Consider the following 17,862-nt stretch of genomic DNA (forward strand, 5'->3'; position numbering starts at 1 on the left):
CCGCGCCGGGGGCCTGGGGTCGGCCCCCCCCCGGGACACGGGGGGCCCCCCCGGCGCCCGGCCTCCCCCGCGCCCCGGGCGCCGCCCGCGCCCCCGGGGGGGGCCCCCCGGGGCCCGCGGCCCGTTGCTCAGGCGAGGACGGCCTCCGTCCGCCGGACGACCCGGCCCGCCGCCAGCGCCAGCCGGGAGCGCTCGCCGCCCGACAGGGTGTCCAGCGGCCGGTCCCGCGCCGGCCCCGGCAGGCCGAGGTCGTGCAGCGCCACGTCCACCCGGGCGTCCGCCCGGTAGCCGCCGCGCGCCTCGTAGCGGGTGAGGAGGCCGGCGTACGCGTCCAGCGCCTTGGTGAGCTCCGCACCCGCGAGGTCCGGGAGGAGGGCCTCGGCACGGCGCAGGTCGGCCTCCAGCGCGCGGAGGTCCGCCAGGGCCAGGTCCACCGCGTCCTGGACGGTGGCGCCGGGCGGGAGGTCCGGGGACTGCGCGAGGTGGCCGATGCCGCCGGGGGCGGTCACGGTCAGCTCGCCGCCGTCCGGCCGGTCCTGTCCGGCGATCAGCCGCAGCAGGGTGGACTTCCCGGCGCCGTTGTCGCCGATGACGCCGACCCGCTCGCCCGGCCTGAGGCTGAAGGAGACGCCGTTCAGGACGACGCGGTCGTCGTAGCGGCGGGTGACGTCGTGGAGAGCGAGCTGCGAGGCGGCGAGCCGCGGGACGGTGTGGGGTGAGGTGGTGCGTGACGGGGTGGTGGGTGACTGGGTGGTGCGTGATGGGGTGGTCATGCGGAGGTCCCCTGTTCTCGGCCGAGCGGGCCGATCGGAACGGGCGTGCGGACACATCCGCGCACGTCGGGGCAGCCGCGTCACGCCGCCGGGCAGAGGCAGGCGGCGGTGCGGAGGGACCGGAAGCACGGATGGCGGCGGCGCGGGGGCGGAGCCGAGCTCAACGCGCCCGCGCGGCGACTGTCACAGAGTTCCCATGGGCAGCACCGTAGGCCGGGTGCCGGGCGCCCGCAAGCGATTTTCGGGGAGCCGGGAGCCGGGAGCCGGGCGGGTTACCCACGGCGGCTTCCGCCGCCGGATCAGTTGCGGTTCAGCGTCCGGCTGATGCCCGCCAGGACCGCCGTCGTGAGCAGCCAGCCGACGGCGATGAGAGAGTAGCCGAACCACTGCTGGGCCCCGGTCCAGTACCAGGCGGTGCGCTGGCCGAGCCCGCCGATCGGGATGAGCAGGTCCAGGGTGTAGACGAGCGGGTTGAACGGCACGCTCTCGCCGGCCTTGACCTCGTGGGGCGCGCCGTGGCGGAAGACCAGGGTGCCGAGCAGCGCGAGGCCGCCCAGCCACAGCACGGCCTGCCAGGGGCGGTAGCCGTAGCCGACGGTGGCGTCCAGCAACCGGCCCCAGATCCGGCCGGGCGCGCCCAGGGTGCGCCGGCGCCGGCGCTGCTTCGCCAGGAGCACCCGTCGGGCGTCGTCGTCGTGGCCGATCCTCCGGTACCACGCGGCGAGTTGCTCGTAGGGCTGGGGGGAGTAGCCGGGGAGCGCGGTCAGCCAGGCCAGCCGGCGGGCGACGGGTTCGGGGGCGGCGCCGGCGGCCTGGAGGGAGGTGTAGGTGAAGCCGTCGAGGCGGGTGTCGGCCGGCCAGCTGTGCGCGTTGTCGTGCAGGACGACGGTCTGCGCGTCCTGGAGGTCGACCGTGCCGTTCGGGACGGCGGCCGGGGTGAGTCGGAGGTCGCCGGCGGTCAGCCGGTTGCCGTCCAGGGCCACCGCGCCGCCGCCGTCCAGCACGGCGGCGTCGAGCGAGAGCCGGCTGCGGATCGCCGCGCCGGGCAGGCGGATCGCGCCGTCGGCGGTGAAGCCGCGGGAGAGGACGAGGGTGGAGGCGGTGAGGTCGTCGCCGGTGAACGCGTCGCCGCCGGGGTTGTCTATCCGGGCCCGCTCCATGAACAGCCCGCCGTTGAACCGGGCGCCGACCAGCCGCAGGCCGCCGCGGGCGTGGAACCCGTCGCGGGCGAAGCAGCCGCCGTCCATCACCAGGCCGCCGGCCCACAGCGCCCAGACGCCCGGGGCGCGCGCCGGGTCCGGGACGGGGTCCGCGCCGTCGGCGCCGAGCAGCTCGGTGGCGGTGAGCCGGGCTCCGCTGAGCCGCAGCTCGCCGGTGATCTGCGCGCGGGTGAGGGTGAGGCGCCCGTCGAAGACCGAGCGCTCGAAGAAGAGGTTGCCGTCGACCTTCAGCAGCCACCCGTCGAGCCCCGGGATGCGGCAGCCGCTCAGGCTGGTGGACCGCAGGTTCGCGTCCCGCAGTACCACCTGCTCCTCGAAGTGGCAGCCTTCGAGGCGCAGTTCGCCGGTGACGGTCAGCCCGCGCAGGTCCAGGCGGCCGGTGACGCGGGCGCCGATCAGGTACAGCACGCGGACCGGCCCGCCCGGCCCGTCGGCGCCGAGCAGCGCGGTGGCGATCGCCTCGGCCCGCACCGTGCGTCCCTCGCCCCAGGCCGCCCCGCCGACCGGATCGTCCGCACCCGGGTCGCCGCTGCGGAGGTCCACCGCCGCGCCCGTGGCGCAGGCGTCCCACACCCGCTGTTCCGGCCCGGTCAGGTCCTGGTACGTCAGCATCCCGCCCCCTCGGTGGTGATCACCCGCGAAGCGCAGCCTAGTGGGGCGGCCGACGGCGCCCGCAGGCCGGGGCGAGCCGGGGTCCCGCCTCGGCGGGCAGGACCCCGGCCGGGGTCAGCGGGTGTCCGCCGGCCTCAGGTGCCGGTCGTAGAACCGGACCCCTTCCTCCACCTCGAACCACGGGGTGCCGACGTGCCCGCCCGGGTTGGCGTGCAGCGTCTTCTCCTTGCTGCCGAAGGCGTCGAAGAGGTCAAGGGCCCGCTGCCGGGGGTTCCCCTCGTCGTCCCACTGGAGCAGGAACAGCAGCGGAAGGGCGAGCCGCCGGGCCTCCTCGCGCTGGGCGCGGGGCACGTGGCCGCCGGCGAAGAGGCCGGCGGCCGCGATGCGCGGGTCGACCGCGGCCAGCCGGATGCCGAGGGCGGCCCACCCGGAGTACCCGACCGGGCCGCCGATCCCCGGCAGCGCGAGGAGGGCGTCCAGCGTGGTCCGCCAGTCCGGGACCGCAGCCTCGACCATCGGTCCGACGAAGGACTCGAAGATCTCGTCGACCGGCTCGCCGGCCCGGATCGCCCGGCGGAGGTCGGCGCGGGCCTGTTCGGCGGCGGCGGAACGGGGCCGGTCCCCGCAGCCGGCGGCGTCGACGGTGGCCACCGCGTAGCCGCACGCCGCGTGGTGCCGGGCCCGGGCCACCAGCCGGGGGTCGCTCTTGGGCAGGCCGTTGTTGTGGGCCATCAGGATCAGCGGGGCCGGTGCGGAGCCGGGCGTCCACAGGGTGCCGGGGATCTCGCCGAGGGTGAACTCGCGCTCGACGACGCCGTCGTCGAGGCGCTGTTCGGAGGTGATGTGCACGGTCGTGCCTTTCGGGAGGGCTCTGGAAACGGCGCTCCCGGACGACCTATCGCCCGACCGTGACCCCGGAGGGGAGCACCCATGTCGTGATGTCCACGGGTACCACCTCCTCGTTCTCTCGCACGGCCTCGGGAAGCGTAGCAGCCGTTCCGCGGACAGGCGCCGGCCGCCTCGTGCCGCGGTGCGGCCGGGGGAGCGGAGCGGCGCGCGGAACCCGCCCGGCACACGGTCGGCGGGCCTGCTGTGGCGCGGGCCGCAGGCCTGGCCGACGCTGACTTGCAGGGGACGACCGACGGGGCGGACCGACAGAAGGAGACCCTCGCATGGCCATCACCACGACGGACCACCTGGTCCCTCACACGTCGACCGTCCCCGCGAACACGGGCCGGAAGGTGGAGCTGTTCGTGCGGGAGCACGACGGCTCGCCCTCCGGCCCCCCGGCCAACCGCAAGGCCGTCCTCATGCTGCACGGCAGGAGCGTGCCGACGCTGGTGGGCTACGACCTCCAGCACACCTCGTACGGGTGGGCGGAGGCGATCGCCCAGGCCGGCTACGACGTCTTCATGATGGACCTGCAGGGCTCCGGCCGGTCGCCGCGTCCCCGGATGGAGGATCCCTGCAACGTCAATCCCAGCCAGCAGGCCGCCGTCACCCCGCCGCTCCTGGGCCCGCGAACGGCGAGCTACCCGTTCGTCCTGACCAACTCCCAGAGCGACCAGGACGAGCTCGGCACCGTCGTCGACTACATCCGCACCACGCGCGGCGTCTCCAAGGTCTTCTTCATCGGCTGGTCGGCGGCCGCCTTCGCGATGGGACCGTACGCGATCAAGAATCCGGGGAAGGTGGAGAGCCTGTTCCTGCTCGGTCCGATCTTCCCCCCGCTGGGCCCCTCGAACCCGCCGACCCTGCCGGTGCCTGGCTTTCCCACCCATGTGCTCACCCGCGGGAGCATCGAACTGGCCCTGACCATGAAGTGCCCGGACCAGCACGAGCCCGGCATGGTCGACGTCGTGTGGGACGCCCTCATGGACGAGGATCCGATCGGCCGTGACTGGGGGAAGCTGCTTCCCTCCGGACGGCCGGCGGGCGCCAGCCGCTACCGGAACTTCGTGTCCTGGGGCTGGAACAGCACCACCGCGGGGCAGGGAGGCGTACTCGGCGGAAGCGTGCCGGTGCTGATCGTGCACGGCGAGCACGACCAGACGGCCAACACCACCCCGCCGAGTACCAACCCGGCCCTCGACTTCCACGTCCCCGCGCTCTACGACGCCATCACCGGACCGCGCAGGATCCTCGTCACGGTGAAGTGCGCCGGCCACTCGATGCCCTGGGAGACCCAGCACAAGAACCTGCACAACCTGTCGAAGTACTGGCTCAAGCAGACCAAGGTCGACGGCCAGACCCAGGGCAGGTTCGAGATGGACGAGAGCGGGGGCATCAGCCCGGCACCATGAGCGGGCGGTCGGCGGCCGCTACGGTGCCCCGGCCGGCCCGTTGTCGGCGAGGGCCCGCAGCCTGGCGGCGTCGCACGGCAGACCGTTGAGGTCCAGCACCTCGTGCAGGTTCACCCTGAAGTGCCAGGCCCTGGTGCTGCCGGCGATCGCGCGGATCACGGTGCGCTGCGCGCTGGTGAGCGGCTCCTCGCCGTCGTACGCCTCGGTGGGGAAGACGATGTCGAGCAGGGCCCCGGCGACGGTGACGGCGTCGATGGCGTTGACCTCGTCCAGGGCTGCGCACAGCTCCGCCAGCAGGGGTTCGGCCTGCTCGGGCGGCAGGAGCGCCAGGGTGGTGGCCGCGTCGGTGGTCGGATCGCCCGCGCCGAGGTACAGCCCCTCGAAGCCGGGGGCCTCCAGATCGCCGCGGAGGACCTCGATCAAGGTCCGGGCGCTCCGGTGGGCGGGGGAGCGCCGGGTGCGCACCCAGGTCAGGGCGGCGCAGTAGCGGAGCAGCGGGTCGTCGTCGGCGAGGTGCCGCTCCAGTGCGCCGAGGGTGTCGGCGCGGGTCTCGTGCAGGCCCAGGCCGAGCAGGATCTCCGCGCGGATCCGGGGCTCGGGTTCGAGGGCGAGGCGGTCGTGCAGGGCCGCGGCCGCCTCCTCCCCGGGCGCCGCGGCGAGCAGGACGACCGCCCGCCGGCGGATCCCCGGGTGCTCGTGGGCGGCCTGCCCGGCCCAGGTCGGCACCGCGTCGGCGAGCACGGTGAAGACCTCGTAGTAGGCGGACTCGGCGCCGCTTTCGGCGAAGTCCTCGTCCGGATCGGTGGAGTCGGCGGAAAGGCCGGCCAGAACGGCCTTGAGGTCCTGGCAGGATTCGAGGCTGCCGTCGCGCGTCGCGATGTCGGCCAGGAAGCCCAGCAGCGCGGTCCGGGCGTCGAGGTCCTCGACGCGGTCGACCAGTGCGGCCATGCACCGGAACGCCGGTCCGGTGGCCTCCGCGATGGTGTGCTGGTGCAGGAGCATGTCCGACAGCTGTCCCAGGGCCAGGTGGAACGCCTGAGGGTCGCCGACGGCCAGCCCCTTGAGCAGGAACGGAACGTCCTCCGAGTCGCCGAAGAAGGTTTCGAGCTCGTCCCACGGCACCGCCTCGACGCCGTGCAGCCCGCTCGGCGCGGGCGCCGCACGCCAGGCGCGCAGGGTGCGGGCGGCCGTGCCGAGCTCCTCGTCGCGGGCGAGGCCGAGCCCCTCGAAGGTCACGGTTCCCGGTTCCGCGCCGTCGGTGCCGAACACCTGCCAGTCCCCGACCGGACCGCCGCGGATGCCGGGCTCGACGTACCCCTCGGCGATGGGCGTCCCGGCGGCGTCGACGGAGCGCCACCGTTCGACCGCCGCCCCGTCGACCGTGACGTCGGTGGGCGTGACCTCCGCCGTACGGGTGCCGTCGGCGGCGTACCAGTGCTCGGTGACGAGGACGTCGTCCTGCTCGGTGCGCTCGGCGCGGAGGGCGCCGTCGGCGTGGAACCGCCGCTGGACGGTGCTGCCGTCGCTGGGCCACTCGCGTTCCTGCCGGGGCACGCCGTCCTCGTACCTGCGCTCCAGCAGCGGTGCGCCGTCCGGCCGGAACCGCTCCAGCCGGTAGGGGGTGCGGGAGCTCAGGTACGTCCTGCGCTCCACCCGCCGGCCGTCGGTGAAGTCGGCCTCCTCGTACCCGTGGTAGACGCTGTCGGGGTTGTGGTAGCTCGGTCCCTCCGCGGCGGAGGTGCTCTCCCAGGCCTGCTTCCACAGCCGCCACGTCCCGACGGCCGCCCCGGTCGTCGCGTCGACGGAGCCGTCGACGAACGCGAGCAGGCCCGCCACCCAGACCGCGTCGGCGGGTACGCCGGCGGACGGCACCGCGGGCGGGGTCCGCACCTCGGCCAGCGCCCCGGCCGGCGTCCCGGCCTCGGCCGGTTCCGACCGGAGCAGCCGCAGGGCCAGCTCGGGCAGGCCCTCGAAGGCGGCGTGCCGGGCCGCGCCCGGGGAGGCCCCGAGGCCGGCCGCCAGGCACAGCTCGACCGAGGCGGCGTCGCCGTCGCGGGCCGCCTCGATCAGCGGGGAGGCCTTGGCCTCGCCCTGGGGGAAGCTGGCGACCTCCCGGCCGTCGCGGTTGTAGACGAGCCGGTCCGGCGCGCCGTCCCCCGTCCAGTGCCGGGCCACGCCTTCGAGGACGCCGTCCTGCCGCCAGCGGGGGGCCGACCACTCGCCGTCCGGCCAGTAGGTGGCGTGCTCCGGCACGCCGGCCGGACGCTCCGGTGCGGGCGCGCCCTCGGTGGTCACCTCGGTGCCGTCGGCGGCGAAGCAGGCCTGGCGGATCCGGGTGCCCTGCTCGTCGTACTCCATGACCACGGTGCGGAGTACCGGCGGCAGCCCGTCGAACGAGAACGGGTCGCGGCTCGGGTGGTCGCAGCGGTGGCCGGAGACGGTGACCGGCGTGCCGTCGCGGTGCTCGGCGCGGACCGCCAGGGTGCCGTCGTCGTGGTAGCGCAGCAGTGTCCCGTGGCGGGTGCCGTCACGCCAGTCGCTCTCCTCCAGCGGCGTCCCGTCGGGGCGCCACAGCCGCCACCGGCCGGTGGGCGCACCGCCGTTGCGCGCTCCGAGCGCCCAGGCCGGCCAGGTCGGGCCGTCCTCGGAGAGCGCCCACTCCGCGAGGTACTCCGCCTCCGCGGGGACGCCCGAGGGCCGGTCGGTCGGGGCGGCCCCGGTTCCCGGGCCCGGCATCTCCCGGGGGTGGGTCACGGCGTCATCGCCGTGCAGATCGTCAGACATGACCCGTATGCAAGCACCTGCCGCTGACAGGCCTAACCCGGGGTGCCTGTTGGTACTGATGCTCCGTCAAAGTGCCCGTGGCTGCCGCTGTCCGCCCGTGCCCACCGGTATCGGCGCGAGCGCGGTGGGCTTCCGGGGGGCCTAACCCCCGACGAGGAGCAGGGTGAGCGCGAAGAGCACCGCGACCAGCGCCAGCAGCACGGTGACCGCCAGGGGCCCGCAGCCGCCGGGCCGCCGGTCGGCGGGCTGCGGCTGCGCCGGGGACGCGGACCGCTCCTCCGTACCCGCGCCGGCCGCGCGAGCGCCGGCCGATCCGCCGCCGCCCGCGGCGGCGCCGGGCCGTGCGGGCCGTGCGGGGACGTCCACCGCGAACGCCGCGCAGGCCGCGCCCCGGCGGGCCGGCACCGCGGCCACCCGCAGGGCCACCCCGACCCGCGCGTTCGGCGCGCCCTGCACCTGCCCCGCCGCCCCGGCCCCGGGGACGCCGAACCGGGAGGCGATGTCCGGGCCCAGACCGACGAGGTCGAGCGGCACCGTGTACCGCAGCTCGATCCGCCGGGTCGCGCCGGAGGGCAGCGGCGCCTCGACGGCCCGCCGGTCGAAGTCCAGCCGCCCCTGGACGGGTTCGACGGGGTCGATCCGGAATCCGGTCGGGTCCGGCCCGGCGTTGTGCACGAGCAGGTCCAGGAGGACCGTTCCGCCGGCCGTTCCGAACCGGCGCGGCGGCTCGCACCAGGCCCGCACGCCCGCCTCCGGCCCGGTCGGCAGTTCGGCGCCGCAGTACTCGCCCGGACAGTAGCGGCCGAGCCGTTCGGCGCCGTCCGTACGGCTGCCGCACAGTTCGCAGTGGAGCGCCATCCTCGTCCCCTCCGTCCCGGTGGGCCCGCCCCCGGGAGTACCCGGCCGCCCGCCGGAGCAACCGCCGCGGCCGGGACCGGAACCGCTCCGTGACCGGCGCGGCCGCCGCCCGGGACACCGTCAGGGCGCGGCCCCGACCGTGGCGGGCTGTTCGGCGTCCCCGAACCGGGCCAGGGTCAGGGCCCCGAACACCGCCGCCGCGAAGCCCAGGACGGCGAGCGGTTCGAGGTCGTGGCGGGTGTGGTCGCCGAGCAGCAGCACGCCGACGACGGCCGGGCCGAGCGTCTCGCCGAGCACCATGGCCGCCGTCGCCGCCGTGACCGACCCGTTCTGCATCGCCCAGGTCAGCGCGGCGAACCCGCCCAGCCCGGCGAACGCGACGGCGTAGGCGGACGGTTCGGTCAGCAGGTCCGGCAGCCGCGGGTCCGGCAGCACCCGCACGGCGACGCCGACCACACCGAACTGCAGGCCGGCGACCAGCCCCAGCAGCGGCGCCCGCCGGCTCCCGCCGAACCGCACCGCCGCCCAGCCCGCGCCGATCAGCAGCACCGAGCAGATCAGCGTGCCCAGCCGCAGCGCCGGCGTGCCGTGGCCGGGCCCGTCGCGCCCGGCGCTGACCGCGAGCACGCAGAGCCCCGCACACACCGCCGCCACCCCGGCCCACTCGCTGCGCCGCAGCCGCACGTGCAGCACCCGGGCCGCGCCGACGGCCGTCACGGCGAGCGCCGAGGCGAGCACCGCCTCCACCTCGTACAGCGGCAGCCGCTCCAGCGCGAGGAGTTCGGCGCCGAACCCGAGCATGTCCATCCCGACCCCGGCCAGGAACGGCCACTGCCGGAACGCCCCCGCCAACGCGGCCGCCCCGCCGGGCCGCTGCCCGGCGGCGGCGCGACGGGCCCCGACCGCCTGGAGCACGGTGGCGGACCCGGTGAGCAGGGCGGCGGCCAGCGCCGCCGGCAGGCCGAAGGACATGCGCCGACCGTACGGGCCCGGTCCGCTCCCGGTCCGCTCCGGCGCGCCGGGCGGCGCGGGTCGTCGACCGCCGCTCAGGGGCGCCGACGCGGCGCCTCGTCGTCGGGGGAGTCCGGGGCGGCGAAGTGGAAGGGCGCCGAGAGGTGGTCGGCGGGGGCGCGGCCGGCCCGCACGGCGACCACCGCCGCCGGGTGGCACGGGCCCTGGTACTCGTCCGGACCGAGGTGCAGCTTTGCCGTGGACCAGTACACGGTGGCCATCCGCACCTCGCCGACGGGATCGGCGGTGATGGCCAACAGCCGTACGTGCCAGTCGCGGACGGTGTCACCGTCCCAGACCGCCTCGATCGCCACGATGCGGCCGGAGCACCCGGCCGCCCGACAGGCCAGGGACTCCAGGTCGAGCGGGCTCTCCCACCGCGCGGTCCTGGCAGCCTTGTTCATGCCCACCGAACGCCCCGTCCCCTTCGGGGCCCGAACGCCGGATCCCCCTCGGCACTCCAACGCGGTCGCCGGAGGGCGCCCGGCGAGGGCCTTGACCGGGGCGGCTGCTGTCGGTGGCGGCCCCTAGGGTGCGGGGTGACGCACGGCGCGTCCGACCCTCCCCGGTGTCGACAGCAAGAGCGGGAGCACGGTGTGCAGGTGTTCGATCCGACGGACCTTCCGGAGACCGAGGACGCGGCCGCCTGGCTCGCGTACGCGGAGCGGCTGACGGCCGCGGGCGATCCCCGGGGCGAGGCGATCCGGCTGGAGTGCGGAGGCGGCGACCGCGACCGCTCGGCCGAGGCCTACGGGGAGGTGGAGCGGTACCTGGGGCTGGACGCGCTGCGGGCGGACGGCTCGTGGCGGTTCGGCTGGTCGCGCGGCTTCCTCGACGAGGCGACCTTCCGCTTGGCGCCGGGCGGAGCGCCGGGTCGGCGGGAGCTGGTGGAACGGCTGCTGGCGCGGCATCCGGCCGACGTCGACGTGGAGGATCCCGAGCAGTGGGAGGGCGTGTTGATCGCCGCCCTGCTCGCCCACCCCGTGAGCCGCCGGCTGCGGTCGCTCGACCTGCGCCTGACCGACTTCCACCACTCCGCCGAACGGGCCGCGGCCGCGCTCGCCGGCTCGCCGCGGCCCCGGCTGGAGCGGCTGTCGTTCGGCCACGGCTTCGAGTACCTATTCGAGCCCGGTACCGGGTCGGCCGGCAGCCGCATCGACCCGATGGAGCACCACGGCGTGGGGCTGGTGCGCACAGAGATCTGGGAGGCGCTGCCCGCGCTGCGCACCCTGGAGCTGGAGGGCGCGTTCCTGTTCCCCTCCGTGGACCACGCGGGCCTGACCCGGCTGCGGACCCGGGGCGCGGTGGCGGCCGACGGGTCGCTGTTCCTCCCGGGGCGCCTTCCCGCCCTGGCATCCATGGAACTGGAGTTGGAGTGCGACGTGTTCGGGGTCGCGTGCTCGGCGGACCAGCTGGACGATCTGGCGGTCGCGGCGCAGTGGTACCCGGAGCTCAGGAACCTCGACCTCGGGAAGGTGGAGTTCGATGCCGACCCGTCCGAGGTGCTGGCGGCCCTCGCGGACTCCCCGCTCCTGCCGCAGCTCGAAGTCCTGACGCTCCGCGAGCCGGCCGCGGCCGAGGAGGGCGGAGCCGAGCCGCCGGCCGCCCTCGCCCCGCGGTTCGCGCACCTCGCGCTGCGGGTGGCGGGCGCCGAGCGATAGGAGGTCCGCGGCGGGCCCGGCCGGAACCCCTGAGGACGGGCGGCCGGGCCCCGGCCGGCTACGGGAGGACGGGCTTGAACGTCTCCAGCGCGGTGTCGGTGTGCTCCAGGGCGGACGCCAGGAGCTTCCGGCTCTCCAGCAGCATCACGCCCTGGTTGAGGATGGGGATGATGTCGACGGCCGGGTCCGCCTCTTCGAGGGTGCCGGCCACGCCCAGCAGGATGTGCAGCGCCTCGGCGGCGTTCGCGGACGCGTCCACGATGGGCCCGGTGTCCGGGTCCTGGGCGAGGACGAAGAGCGGGATCCCCACCCGCCGGACCTGCCAGCCCAGGAAGGACACCTGTTTGGCCGGATTGTCCCAGGTTCCGGCGCCCTTCAACTGTTCCATCCAGACGCTGAACAACTCCTCGCCGTCCAGCCTGACGTCGTCGTCGAGCTTCGTCTGGGCCTGCACCGTGCCGAGCAGGGTGTTGAGCAGATGCAGCCGGTATATCTCGGGGCTGTCGAACTGCGCGGCCCTTTCGGTGTGCTCGGCCGGCGTGTTGGTTCCTTCGTAGGCGCCCAACGCGCTCAGGGCCGCGCCGATCTGTTCCACCGTCACGGGGGTGTCATCGCTCGTCATACCGGCACGCTACCTGTCCCGGTCCGGGCGTCGGGAGGGCCGGGGCGACGGCCACCGGCAACGGTTCTCGATTCCGTGTCGGATCGTCACACTCGGATGACATTGTGACCGGGGACGTGACACGGGACTTGAGACCCGCAGCGGTGGGCGCGAATTCCGCAAGGTGCCGGGATTTGGGCCTTCCGGGCGCTCTGTCGCGGGTACGGGAGAAGTCCGTCCACGCAGGGCCGGGCCGGACCCGGCCGGAACGCCCACGAACGGCCTCGCGGTCAGTCGTCGAGTGGTGCGGGGCCGGTGGCCGTCGGCCGGTCCCGGCCGCGCTCCCGGGCGGCACGGCAGGGGAGGTGGCGGGTGAGGGCGTCGCTGCAGTTGGCGGCCGCCATCCGTTGCAGCAGGGCGGCCAAGCGGGTGACCAACGGGCGAAGCCGGGACCGCAGGGCGGCGTCGGCGCGGGCGTCGAGGCGCTCGACGGCGGAACAGATGCGGGTGACGAGGAGTGCGGTACCGCGAACGGCGCGGCGGAGGTGGCTCACGCTCGTGCAACCGGTCGGTCACCCGCCCGGTTCCGGCCCACGGCCGGGTGGCCGATGGCAGAGCTCCGGCCGCGCGCCCGGCGCGCCCGGCCCGCGCCCGCGCGGGCCCTCCCGGCGTGCGCAGGTGCCGGGTCGACCCGCCGGGCCCCTGGACGGGCGGGGACATCCCCGGGACGTCCCCGGGGGCGCCACCGGGTCTCACAGGTCGCGGATCTCGCGCCGGGTGAGGGCGTAGCCGAATGCCGCCAGGAGGCAGAGGCCGGTCGTGGCGAACACGGCCCGGCTGCCGAAGGCGTCCACGGCCGCGCCGGCGGCGATCACGGAGAGCGGGAAGACGCCCAGGCCGCAGAAGGTGACGGCGGCCATGACGCGGGCCAGCAGCGCGGGCGGGGTGCTCTTCTGGATGCCGGTGACCACCAGGACATTGGTGACCGTGCTGGCGCTGCCGGCGAGGCAGAGCAGCAGGACGGCGCCGATGATGCCGGTGAACGGGACCAGGCCGATCGCCGCGCCCATCACCAGGCCGGAGAGCATCGCCGTGCGGCCCCGCGAGCGCAGATCGGTGAGGCCGGCGGCGAAGAGCCCGCCGACCAGGGCGCCGCCGGTGAAGGCGGCGAGCAACAGGCCCAGGCCGACGGCGCCGGCCGCGAAGCCGTCGGTGGCCAGGGTCGGCAGGGCGACGCGGGTGGCGCCGCCCACCGTGAGGTTGGCGATCACCGTCACCGTCAGCACCGCGCGCAGCAGCGGGGATTCCCGCAGCAGGCCGCGGAAGTTCCGCGGCACGGAGGCCCGTTCGGAGATCGGCCGGGCCGGTGCGACGGTGCCGCCGCGGCCGATCAGCAGCAGCGTCGCCGCCGACGCGGCGAAGGTCGCCGCATCGACGCCCAGGGCGGCGGCCGGGTCCAGCCAGGCGACCAGCGGGCCCGCCACCGCCGGTCCGACCAGGCCGGCGCCGAAGGTGACGGTGCTGTTCAGCGCGTTGCCCGCGTGCAGGTCCTCGGCGGGCAGCAGGGTCGGGGTGATCGCCCAGGCGGCCGGCAGGAAGACGCCCGCCCCGATGCCGACCAGGAGCGCGAGCGCGCCGATCAGCCAGAAGTGCGCCGCCCCGCCGGCGGCGACCGCGCACAGGCCGGCGGTGGCGAGCAGCCGGCCGAGGTCGGCGGTCAGCATCACCTGCCGGGCGCCGAACCGGTCGGCGAGGATCCCGCCGAGCGGGGTGGCGGCCAGCCGTCCCGCGCCGTAAGCGGCGACCACCAGGCTCAGCTGGCGGGCGCCGCCGCCGAGGGAGTAGACCAGCAGCGGCAGGGCTACCACCTGGAACGCGTTGCCGAACTCCGAGGTGGCCTGCCCGATCACCAGCAGCCGGTAGCCGCGCGAGCGCAGCGGCGCGACGCCGATCCGGGGGCGGAACCGCAGCAGCCCCGTCGCGCCGCCGGTTCCCGTGCTGCTAGCCATCGAGCGAGACCGGCAGGGACTCCAGGCCGCGCAGCATGATGGTGTTGCGCCAGGGCAGGGCCTCCTCCTCGGCGGCCAGCTCGATCCGCTCGAAGCGCTCCAGCAGGCCGGTCAGCGCGACCTCGCTCTCCAGCTTGCCGAGGAAGGAGCCGAGGCAGCGGTGCAGGCCCTGTCCGAAGGCCAGGTGGCCCGGATCGCCCCGGTCCAGGACCAGCCGGTCGGGGTCGGTGAAGCGGGCCGGGTCCCGGTTGGCCGCGCCGAGCGAGAGCAGTACCAGCTCGTCCGCCGGGATCTCGACGTCGTCGACCGCCACGTCGGCGTTGGTGAACCGCAGGGTGGCCATGCTCACCGGGGACTCGTAGCGCAGGAACTCGTCGATCGCGACCGGCATCGCGGCCGGGTTCCGGCGCAGCCAGGCGAGCTGGTCGGGGTGGTGGAGCAGGGCGAGGGTGGCGGTGCCGAGGAGGTTGACGGTGGTCTCGTGGCCGCCGATCAGCAGCAGGAAGACCATCGAGAACACCTCCTGCTCGGTGAGTTCGCCGGCGTCGCTCGCCCGTACCAGGTCGGTGAGGATGTCCTCGCGCGGGGTGCTCCGCCGGGCCTTCATCAACTCCCGGAGGTAGTCGTTCAGTTCGGAGGTGGCCTGCTGGAAGGTCATCTCGCCGCCCTGGGTGAGGATCGCGGTCGACCAGGTGCGGAAGGCCTGCATGTCCTCCGGGGGGAAGCCCAGCAGCTCACAGATGATCATGATCGGCAGCGGGAAGGCGAAGTCCGTGACCAGGTCGGCGGTCTCCCGCCCGCGCAGCCCGTCCAGCAGGCCGCCGGCGATCCGCTCCACCAGGGGGCGCATCATGTCGACCCGGCGGCGGGTGAAGACGCCCTGGATCTGGCGGCGCAGCCGGGTGTGGTCCGGCGGGTCGCTGTTGAGCATGTGGACGACCTCCGAGCCGAGCGTCAGCCCGGAGCCCCGCCCGCTCGCGATGGCCTGGCTGCGGCGGACGTCCTGCCCGAACCGCGGGTCCATCAGCGCGGCCCGGACGTCCTGGTAGCGCGTCACCAGGTAGACCGGCAGGCCCTCGCCGAACTCCACGACCGAGACCGCGCCGGCCTCCCGGATCCGGGCGAGCGTGGGGTAGGGGTCGCGGATGAAGGCGGACATCCGCGAGGCGGCGTCGTCGACCGCGGTGGTCATGGGAGCTCTCCTGGGACTCGGGCTGGGACTGGAACTCGGACTCGGGCTGGGATTCGGTCGTGGGCTCGGCGGCGGCGGAGGCCCGCTACACGGTCAGCGACGGGAAGGGCCAGCGCCGCACCCGCATCGGCAGGAACCAGGCACGGCCGGCCTGTTCGGCGATCAGTCCGGCCTCGGCGAGGTCCCGGTGGACGGCCTCCGGCAGCAGGCTGACCTCGACGCCCTCGGCCAGCGCGTCCAGGTGGGCCAGGTGGCCCGGCTCGTCGATGGTGAACAGCTCCAGCGTCCCGAACCGGCGGTCGCGCACCTCGACGAAGCCGGGGCCGCGCCGGAAGACGCACTTGCTCGGGAAGTACGTGGCGCGCCAGTCGGCGACGACGTCCTCGGGGATCCCGGTCGACTCCTCGGGCGGGAACAGGTGGTGGAAGCGGCGCCGCGCCGCGCAGCCGTCCGTGCAGACCGCCTGCCAGAGGATGGCCAGCCCCTGCCCGGTCGCCTCGCGCAGCAGCATCAGCGCCCGTGCGGAGGCGGCCGGCGCGTCCGCGCAGAGCCGCACCGGCTCGGTCAGCCGCAGGCAGCGGATCCCGGCGCGGTGCAGCCGGGTGACCTCCTCCTGCGCCGGGCCGGAGAGGGGGCGGCGGCCGAGCGCGAAGCCCGGCAGCTCCCGTGCGGCGGGGTCGTAGTCGAGCCAGAGCTCGACCTCCGGGCCGGCCGAGAGCCAGGCACCGGCGCGGGTGTCGGCGGCGGCGTCGGGGTCGGCGTAGCTCCGCTCAGCCGATCGTGACGGCATCGAGCACCTCCTCGGTACGGGGGCGGACGGTGGTCTCCCCGGCCCGGGGCCGGGCGGCGGCGGGGCCGTGCCGGTGCTGCATCCGCATCAGCACCTGGTTGTCGGACTCGACGGCGACCTGGAGGAAGCCGTCCCCGTCGTGGAACAGCAGGCCCAGGGCGGTGAACCGCTCCAGGACCGGTTCGACCGCCGCCGCGCCGCCGGGGACCTTGGCGGCCAGCGAGGCCGCCGAACGGGGCTGGGCCAGCAGCCGGAAGGCCGCGACCTCCACCGGATCGGTCAGCTCGACCACCCGCCAGTCGTACCCGGGCCGGGTGTTGACGAGCACGATCCGCCCGTCCGCGTCCCGGTAGGTGAGGCGGCTGTCGGGGAAGCTCGCCAGCCAGGTGTCCACCGCCGCGCTCAGCCGCTCCGCGAGCTCGCCGCCGATCCCGCGCGGCGGCGCGGTGAACACATAGGCCAGTTCGGCCAGTTCGCTCTCCGGCAGGCGGTAGGTCGCGCGGTACTGGAAGGCCGGCCGGGTGATCGCGAAGCCCAGCTCGGGGCGGTCGAAGTACGGGCTGAACCGCTCGATCGCGATCCGCCCCGCTCCGGTCGGCGGGTCCAGGTGGTGCAGCACGGGCAGCTGGCGGATCACCGACTCGTAGTCCTCGGGCTGCTCGCCCGGGAAGCCGTAGAGGTAGTTCCAGGTCACCGAGACCCCGGCGCTCTGCGCGTCCCGCAGCGCGCGGACGTTCTGGCAGCCGGTGACCCCCTTGTCCATGATCCGCAGGACCCGGGTGCTCAGGCTCTCGATGCCGGGCTGCACCTGGGCCGCGCCCGAGTCGCCGAGCAGCTGGAACTGGTGGCGGCGCAGGTTGGCCTTGATCTCGAAGTGCAGCCGCAGGTCGACCGGGAGCTCGGCCAGCGACTTCAGGACGGTGTCGAAGTAGCCCATGTCCAGGATGTTGTCGACCACGTAGACGTCCAGCAGCTGGTGGCGCTCGGCGAGGGTGAGCACCTCGGCGAGGAAGTCCGCCGGCGGCTTGGAGCGGAACTCCATCGAGGAGCCGTTGAGCCCGCAGAAGGTGCAGTGGTGCTTCTCGCCCCACCAGCAGCCCCGGGAGCCTTCGAGGACCAGCTTGGGGTCGACCCAGCCGGCCGCGACGGAGGTGTCGAGCCGCTCGAAGAAGCCGTCGTAGCGGGGCGGCAGGATCGCGGAGGGCGGCAGCGGGCGGCTGGTCATCGCGTTGGCCGTCGACGTCCCGGAGCCGTCGCGCCAGCAGAGCCCGGGGACGGCGGAGAGGTCGCCGCCGCCCGGAACGCCTTGCGCGAGGCCTTCCGTGAGGCCTTCCGCGAGGCCTTCCAGGAGCGCGGGGAAGGCGGCCTCGCCCTCGCCGCGCACCACGTAGTCCAGGAAGGGGAAGTTGCGGTGCAGCGCGGCGCCCTGCGGGCCGTCGCAGTTCGCGCCGCCGAACACGGTGCGCACCTGCGGGCAGTGCCGCTTGAGCAGCTTGGCGGCGGCCAGGCTCGCCGTGTTCTGCTGGAAGGTGGTGGTGAAACCGACCAGGTCCGGCGGGTCGGCGGCGAGCTCCTCGACCAGGCGGGTGAGGAAGGCGGGGGCGAGCGCGCGGGTGGCCCGGGTCAGGGCGATCTCCTGCTCGCTCGCGCCGTTGGCGGCCAGGTACGCGAAGTAGTCCGCGAAGTCGGCGTCGATGTCACCGCCGTCACCGCCGTCACCGCCGTCACCGCCGTCGCCGCCGTCGCCGTCGTCGCCGTACAGCGCGCCGGCGAAGGCCCAGTCGCCCGCGCCCTGGAAGTAGGACTTCTCGGAGAAGTACTGGTAGTCGTCCACGCCGAAGCCCGCGGTCCGGGCCGCCCAGTCCACGAAGTCCAGGTTGGCGTACCGCACGTCGACCTGGTGGCCGGCGCGCGCGGCGGCGGTGTGCAGGATCCCGAGCGCCAGCGACGGCACGTCGATCGCGCCCCAGGGCATGTGCAGCAGGACGATACGCATGGTGGCCACTTCTGTCGGTCGCAGGCGGTCGGGGGTGTCGCTCCGGGGCACA

14 protein-coding genes and 1 pseudogene are annotated in these 17,862 nt (G+C 75.2%); 2 read left to right on the forward strand and 13 right to left on the reverse strand.

What is annotated here, in order from left to right:
* Positions 1-167: 167 nt before the first annotated feature.
* The 3 genes and pseudogenes from ACFVFS_RS31550 to ACFVFS_RS31560 all read right to left on the reverse strand — a co-directional run.
* Positions 168-773 (reverse strand): annotated as a pseudogene (locus ACFVFS_RS31550) (ATP-binding cassette domain-containing protein); the annotation flags it as partial.
* 299 nt (positions 774-1,072) lie between these two features.
* Entirely contained in the window at positions 1,073-2,605 is a 1,533-nt protein-coding gene (locus tag ACFVFS_RS31555) for an oxidoreductase (RefSeq protein ID WP_380628241.1), read from the reverse strand.
* Positions 2,606-2,719: 114 nt separating this feature from the next.
* The gene (locus tag ACFVFS_RS31560; protein ID WP_380628242.1) at positions 2,720-3,454 is read right to left on the reverse strand and encodes an alpha/beta hydrolase; all 735 of its coding nucleotides are present in this window, start codon (positions 3,452-3,454) and stop codon (positions 2,720-2,722) included.
* 323 nt (positions 3,455-3,777) lie between these two features.
* Between ACFVFS_RS31560 and ACFVFS_RS31565 the strand changes: the two genes are divergently transcribed.
* On the forward strand, positions 3,778-4,908 hold the full coding sequence (locus ACFVFS_RS31565; protein WP_380628243.1) for an alpha/beta fold hydrolase: 1,131 nt from the start codon (positions 3,778-3,780) through the stop codon (positions 4,906-4,908).
* Positions 4,909-4,926: 18 nt separating this feature from the next.
* Here the strand turns inward: ACFVFS_RS31565 and ACFVFS_RS31570 are convergent, their stop codons facing one another.
* The 4 genes from ACFVFS_RS31570 to ACFVFS_RS31585 all read right to left on the reverse strand — a co-directional run bounded on the left by ACFVFS_RS31570 (position 4,927) and on the right by ACFVFS_RS31585 (position 9,965).
* A complete protein-coding gene (locus tag ACFVFS_RS31570; RefSeq protein ID WP_380628244.1) occupies positions 4,927-7,692 on the reverse strand; it encodes a hypothetical protein in 2,766 nt (921 codons plus the stop codon).
* Between the two features lie 141 nt (positions 7,693-7,833).
* Positions 7,834-8,550, reverse strand: coding sequence for a hypothetical protein (locus ACFVFS_RS31575; protein WP_380628245.1), 717 nt, complete (start codon positions 8,548-8,550; stop codon positions 7,834-7,836).
* Between the two features lie 120 nt (positions 8,551-8,670).
* Positions 8,671-9,522 (reverse strand): hypothetical protein, encoded by an 852-nt coding sequence (locus tag ACFVFS_RS31580; RefSeq protein WP_380628246.1) that lies wholly within the window; start codon positions 9,520-9,522, stop codon positions 8,671-8,673.
* A 74-nt stretch (positions 9,523-9,596) separates the two neighbouring features.
* Positions 9,597-9,965 carry a hypothetical protein gene (locus ACFVFS_RS31585; RefSeq protein WP_380628247.1) on the reverse strand — a complete coding sequence of 123 codons (369 nt, stop codon included), beginning with the start codon at positions 9,963-9,965 and terminating at the stop codon, positions 9,597-9,599.
* A gap of 198 nt (positions 9,966-10,163) precedes the next feature.
* Here ACFVFS_RS31585 and ACFVFS_RS31590 point away from each other — a divergent pair, with 198 nt between their 5' ends.
* Positions 10,164-11,222: a hypothetical protein gene (locus tag ACFVFS_RS31590; RefSeq protein WP_380628248.1), complete on the forward strand. Its 1,059-nt coding sequence runs from the start codon at positions 10,164-10,166 to the stop codon at positions 11,220-11,222.
* Between the two features lie 58 nt (positions 11,223-11,280).
* On the opposite strand, the gene ACFVFS_RS31595 is transcribed toward ACFVFS_RS31590, so the two are convergent.
* The 6 genes from ACFVFS_RS31595 to ACFVFS_RS31620 form a co-directional block, all read right to left on the reverse strand.
* Positions 11,281-11,844, reverse strand: a complete 564-nt coding sequence (locus tag ACFVFS_RS31595; RefSeq protein ID WP_380628249.1) for a DUF6245 family protein — start codon at positions 11,842-11,844, stop codon at positions 11,281-11,283.
* 269 nt (positions 11,845-12,113) lie between these two features.
* Positions 12,114-12,377 carry a hypothetical protein gene (locus tag ACFVFS_RS31600; protein WP_380628250.1) on the reverse strand — a complete coding sequence of 88 codons (264 nt, stop codon included), beginning with the start codon at positions 12,375-12,377 and terminating at the stop codon, positions 12,114-12,116.
* Between the two features lie 198 nt (positions 12,378-12,575).
* The gene (locus tag ACFVFS_RS31605) at positions 12,576-13,832 is read right to left on the reverse strand and encodes an MFS transporter (RefSeq protein WP_380628251.1); all 1,257 of its coding nucleotides are present in this window, start codon (positions 13,830-13,832) and stop codon (positions 12,576-12,578) included.
* Positions 13,825-15,024 carry a cytochrome P450 gene (locus ACFVFS_RS31610; protein ID WP_380628252.1) on the reverse strand — a complete coding sequence of 400 codons (1,200 nt, stop codon included), beginning with the start codon at positions 15,022-15,024 and terminating at the stop codon, positions 13,825-13,827. The genes ACFVFS_RS31605 and ACFVFS_RS31610 overlap by 8 nt, the downstream gene beginning before the upstream one ends.
* Positions 15,025-15,109: 85 nt before the next feature.
* Positions 15,110-15,814, reverse strand: a complete 705-nt coding sequence (locus tag ACFVFS_RS31615; protein ID WP_380628253.1) for a DUF5825 family protein — start codon at positions 15,812-15,814, stop codon at positions 15,110-15,112.
* Complete coding sequence (locus tag ACFVFS_RS31620; RefSeq protein WP_380628254.1) at positions 15,795-17,810, reverse strand: RiPP maturation radical SAM C-methyltransferase; 2,016 nt, start codon at positions 17,808-17,810, stop codon at positions 15,795-15,797. Before ACFVFS_RS31620 ends, ACFVFS_RS31615 begins: the two co-directional genes overlap by 20 nt.
* Positions 17,811-17,862: the final 52 nt, after the last annotated feature.

Origin of the sequence: Kitasatospora sp. NPDC057692 (assembly GCF_042799475.1) — a bacterium.
Lineage (GTDB): Bacteria > Actinomycetota > Actinomycetes > Streptomycetales > Streptomycetaceae > Kitasatospora.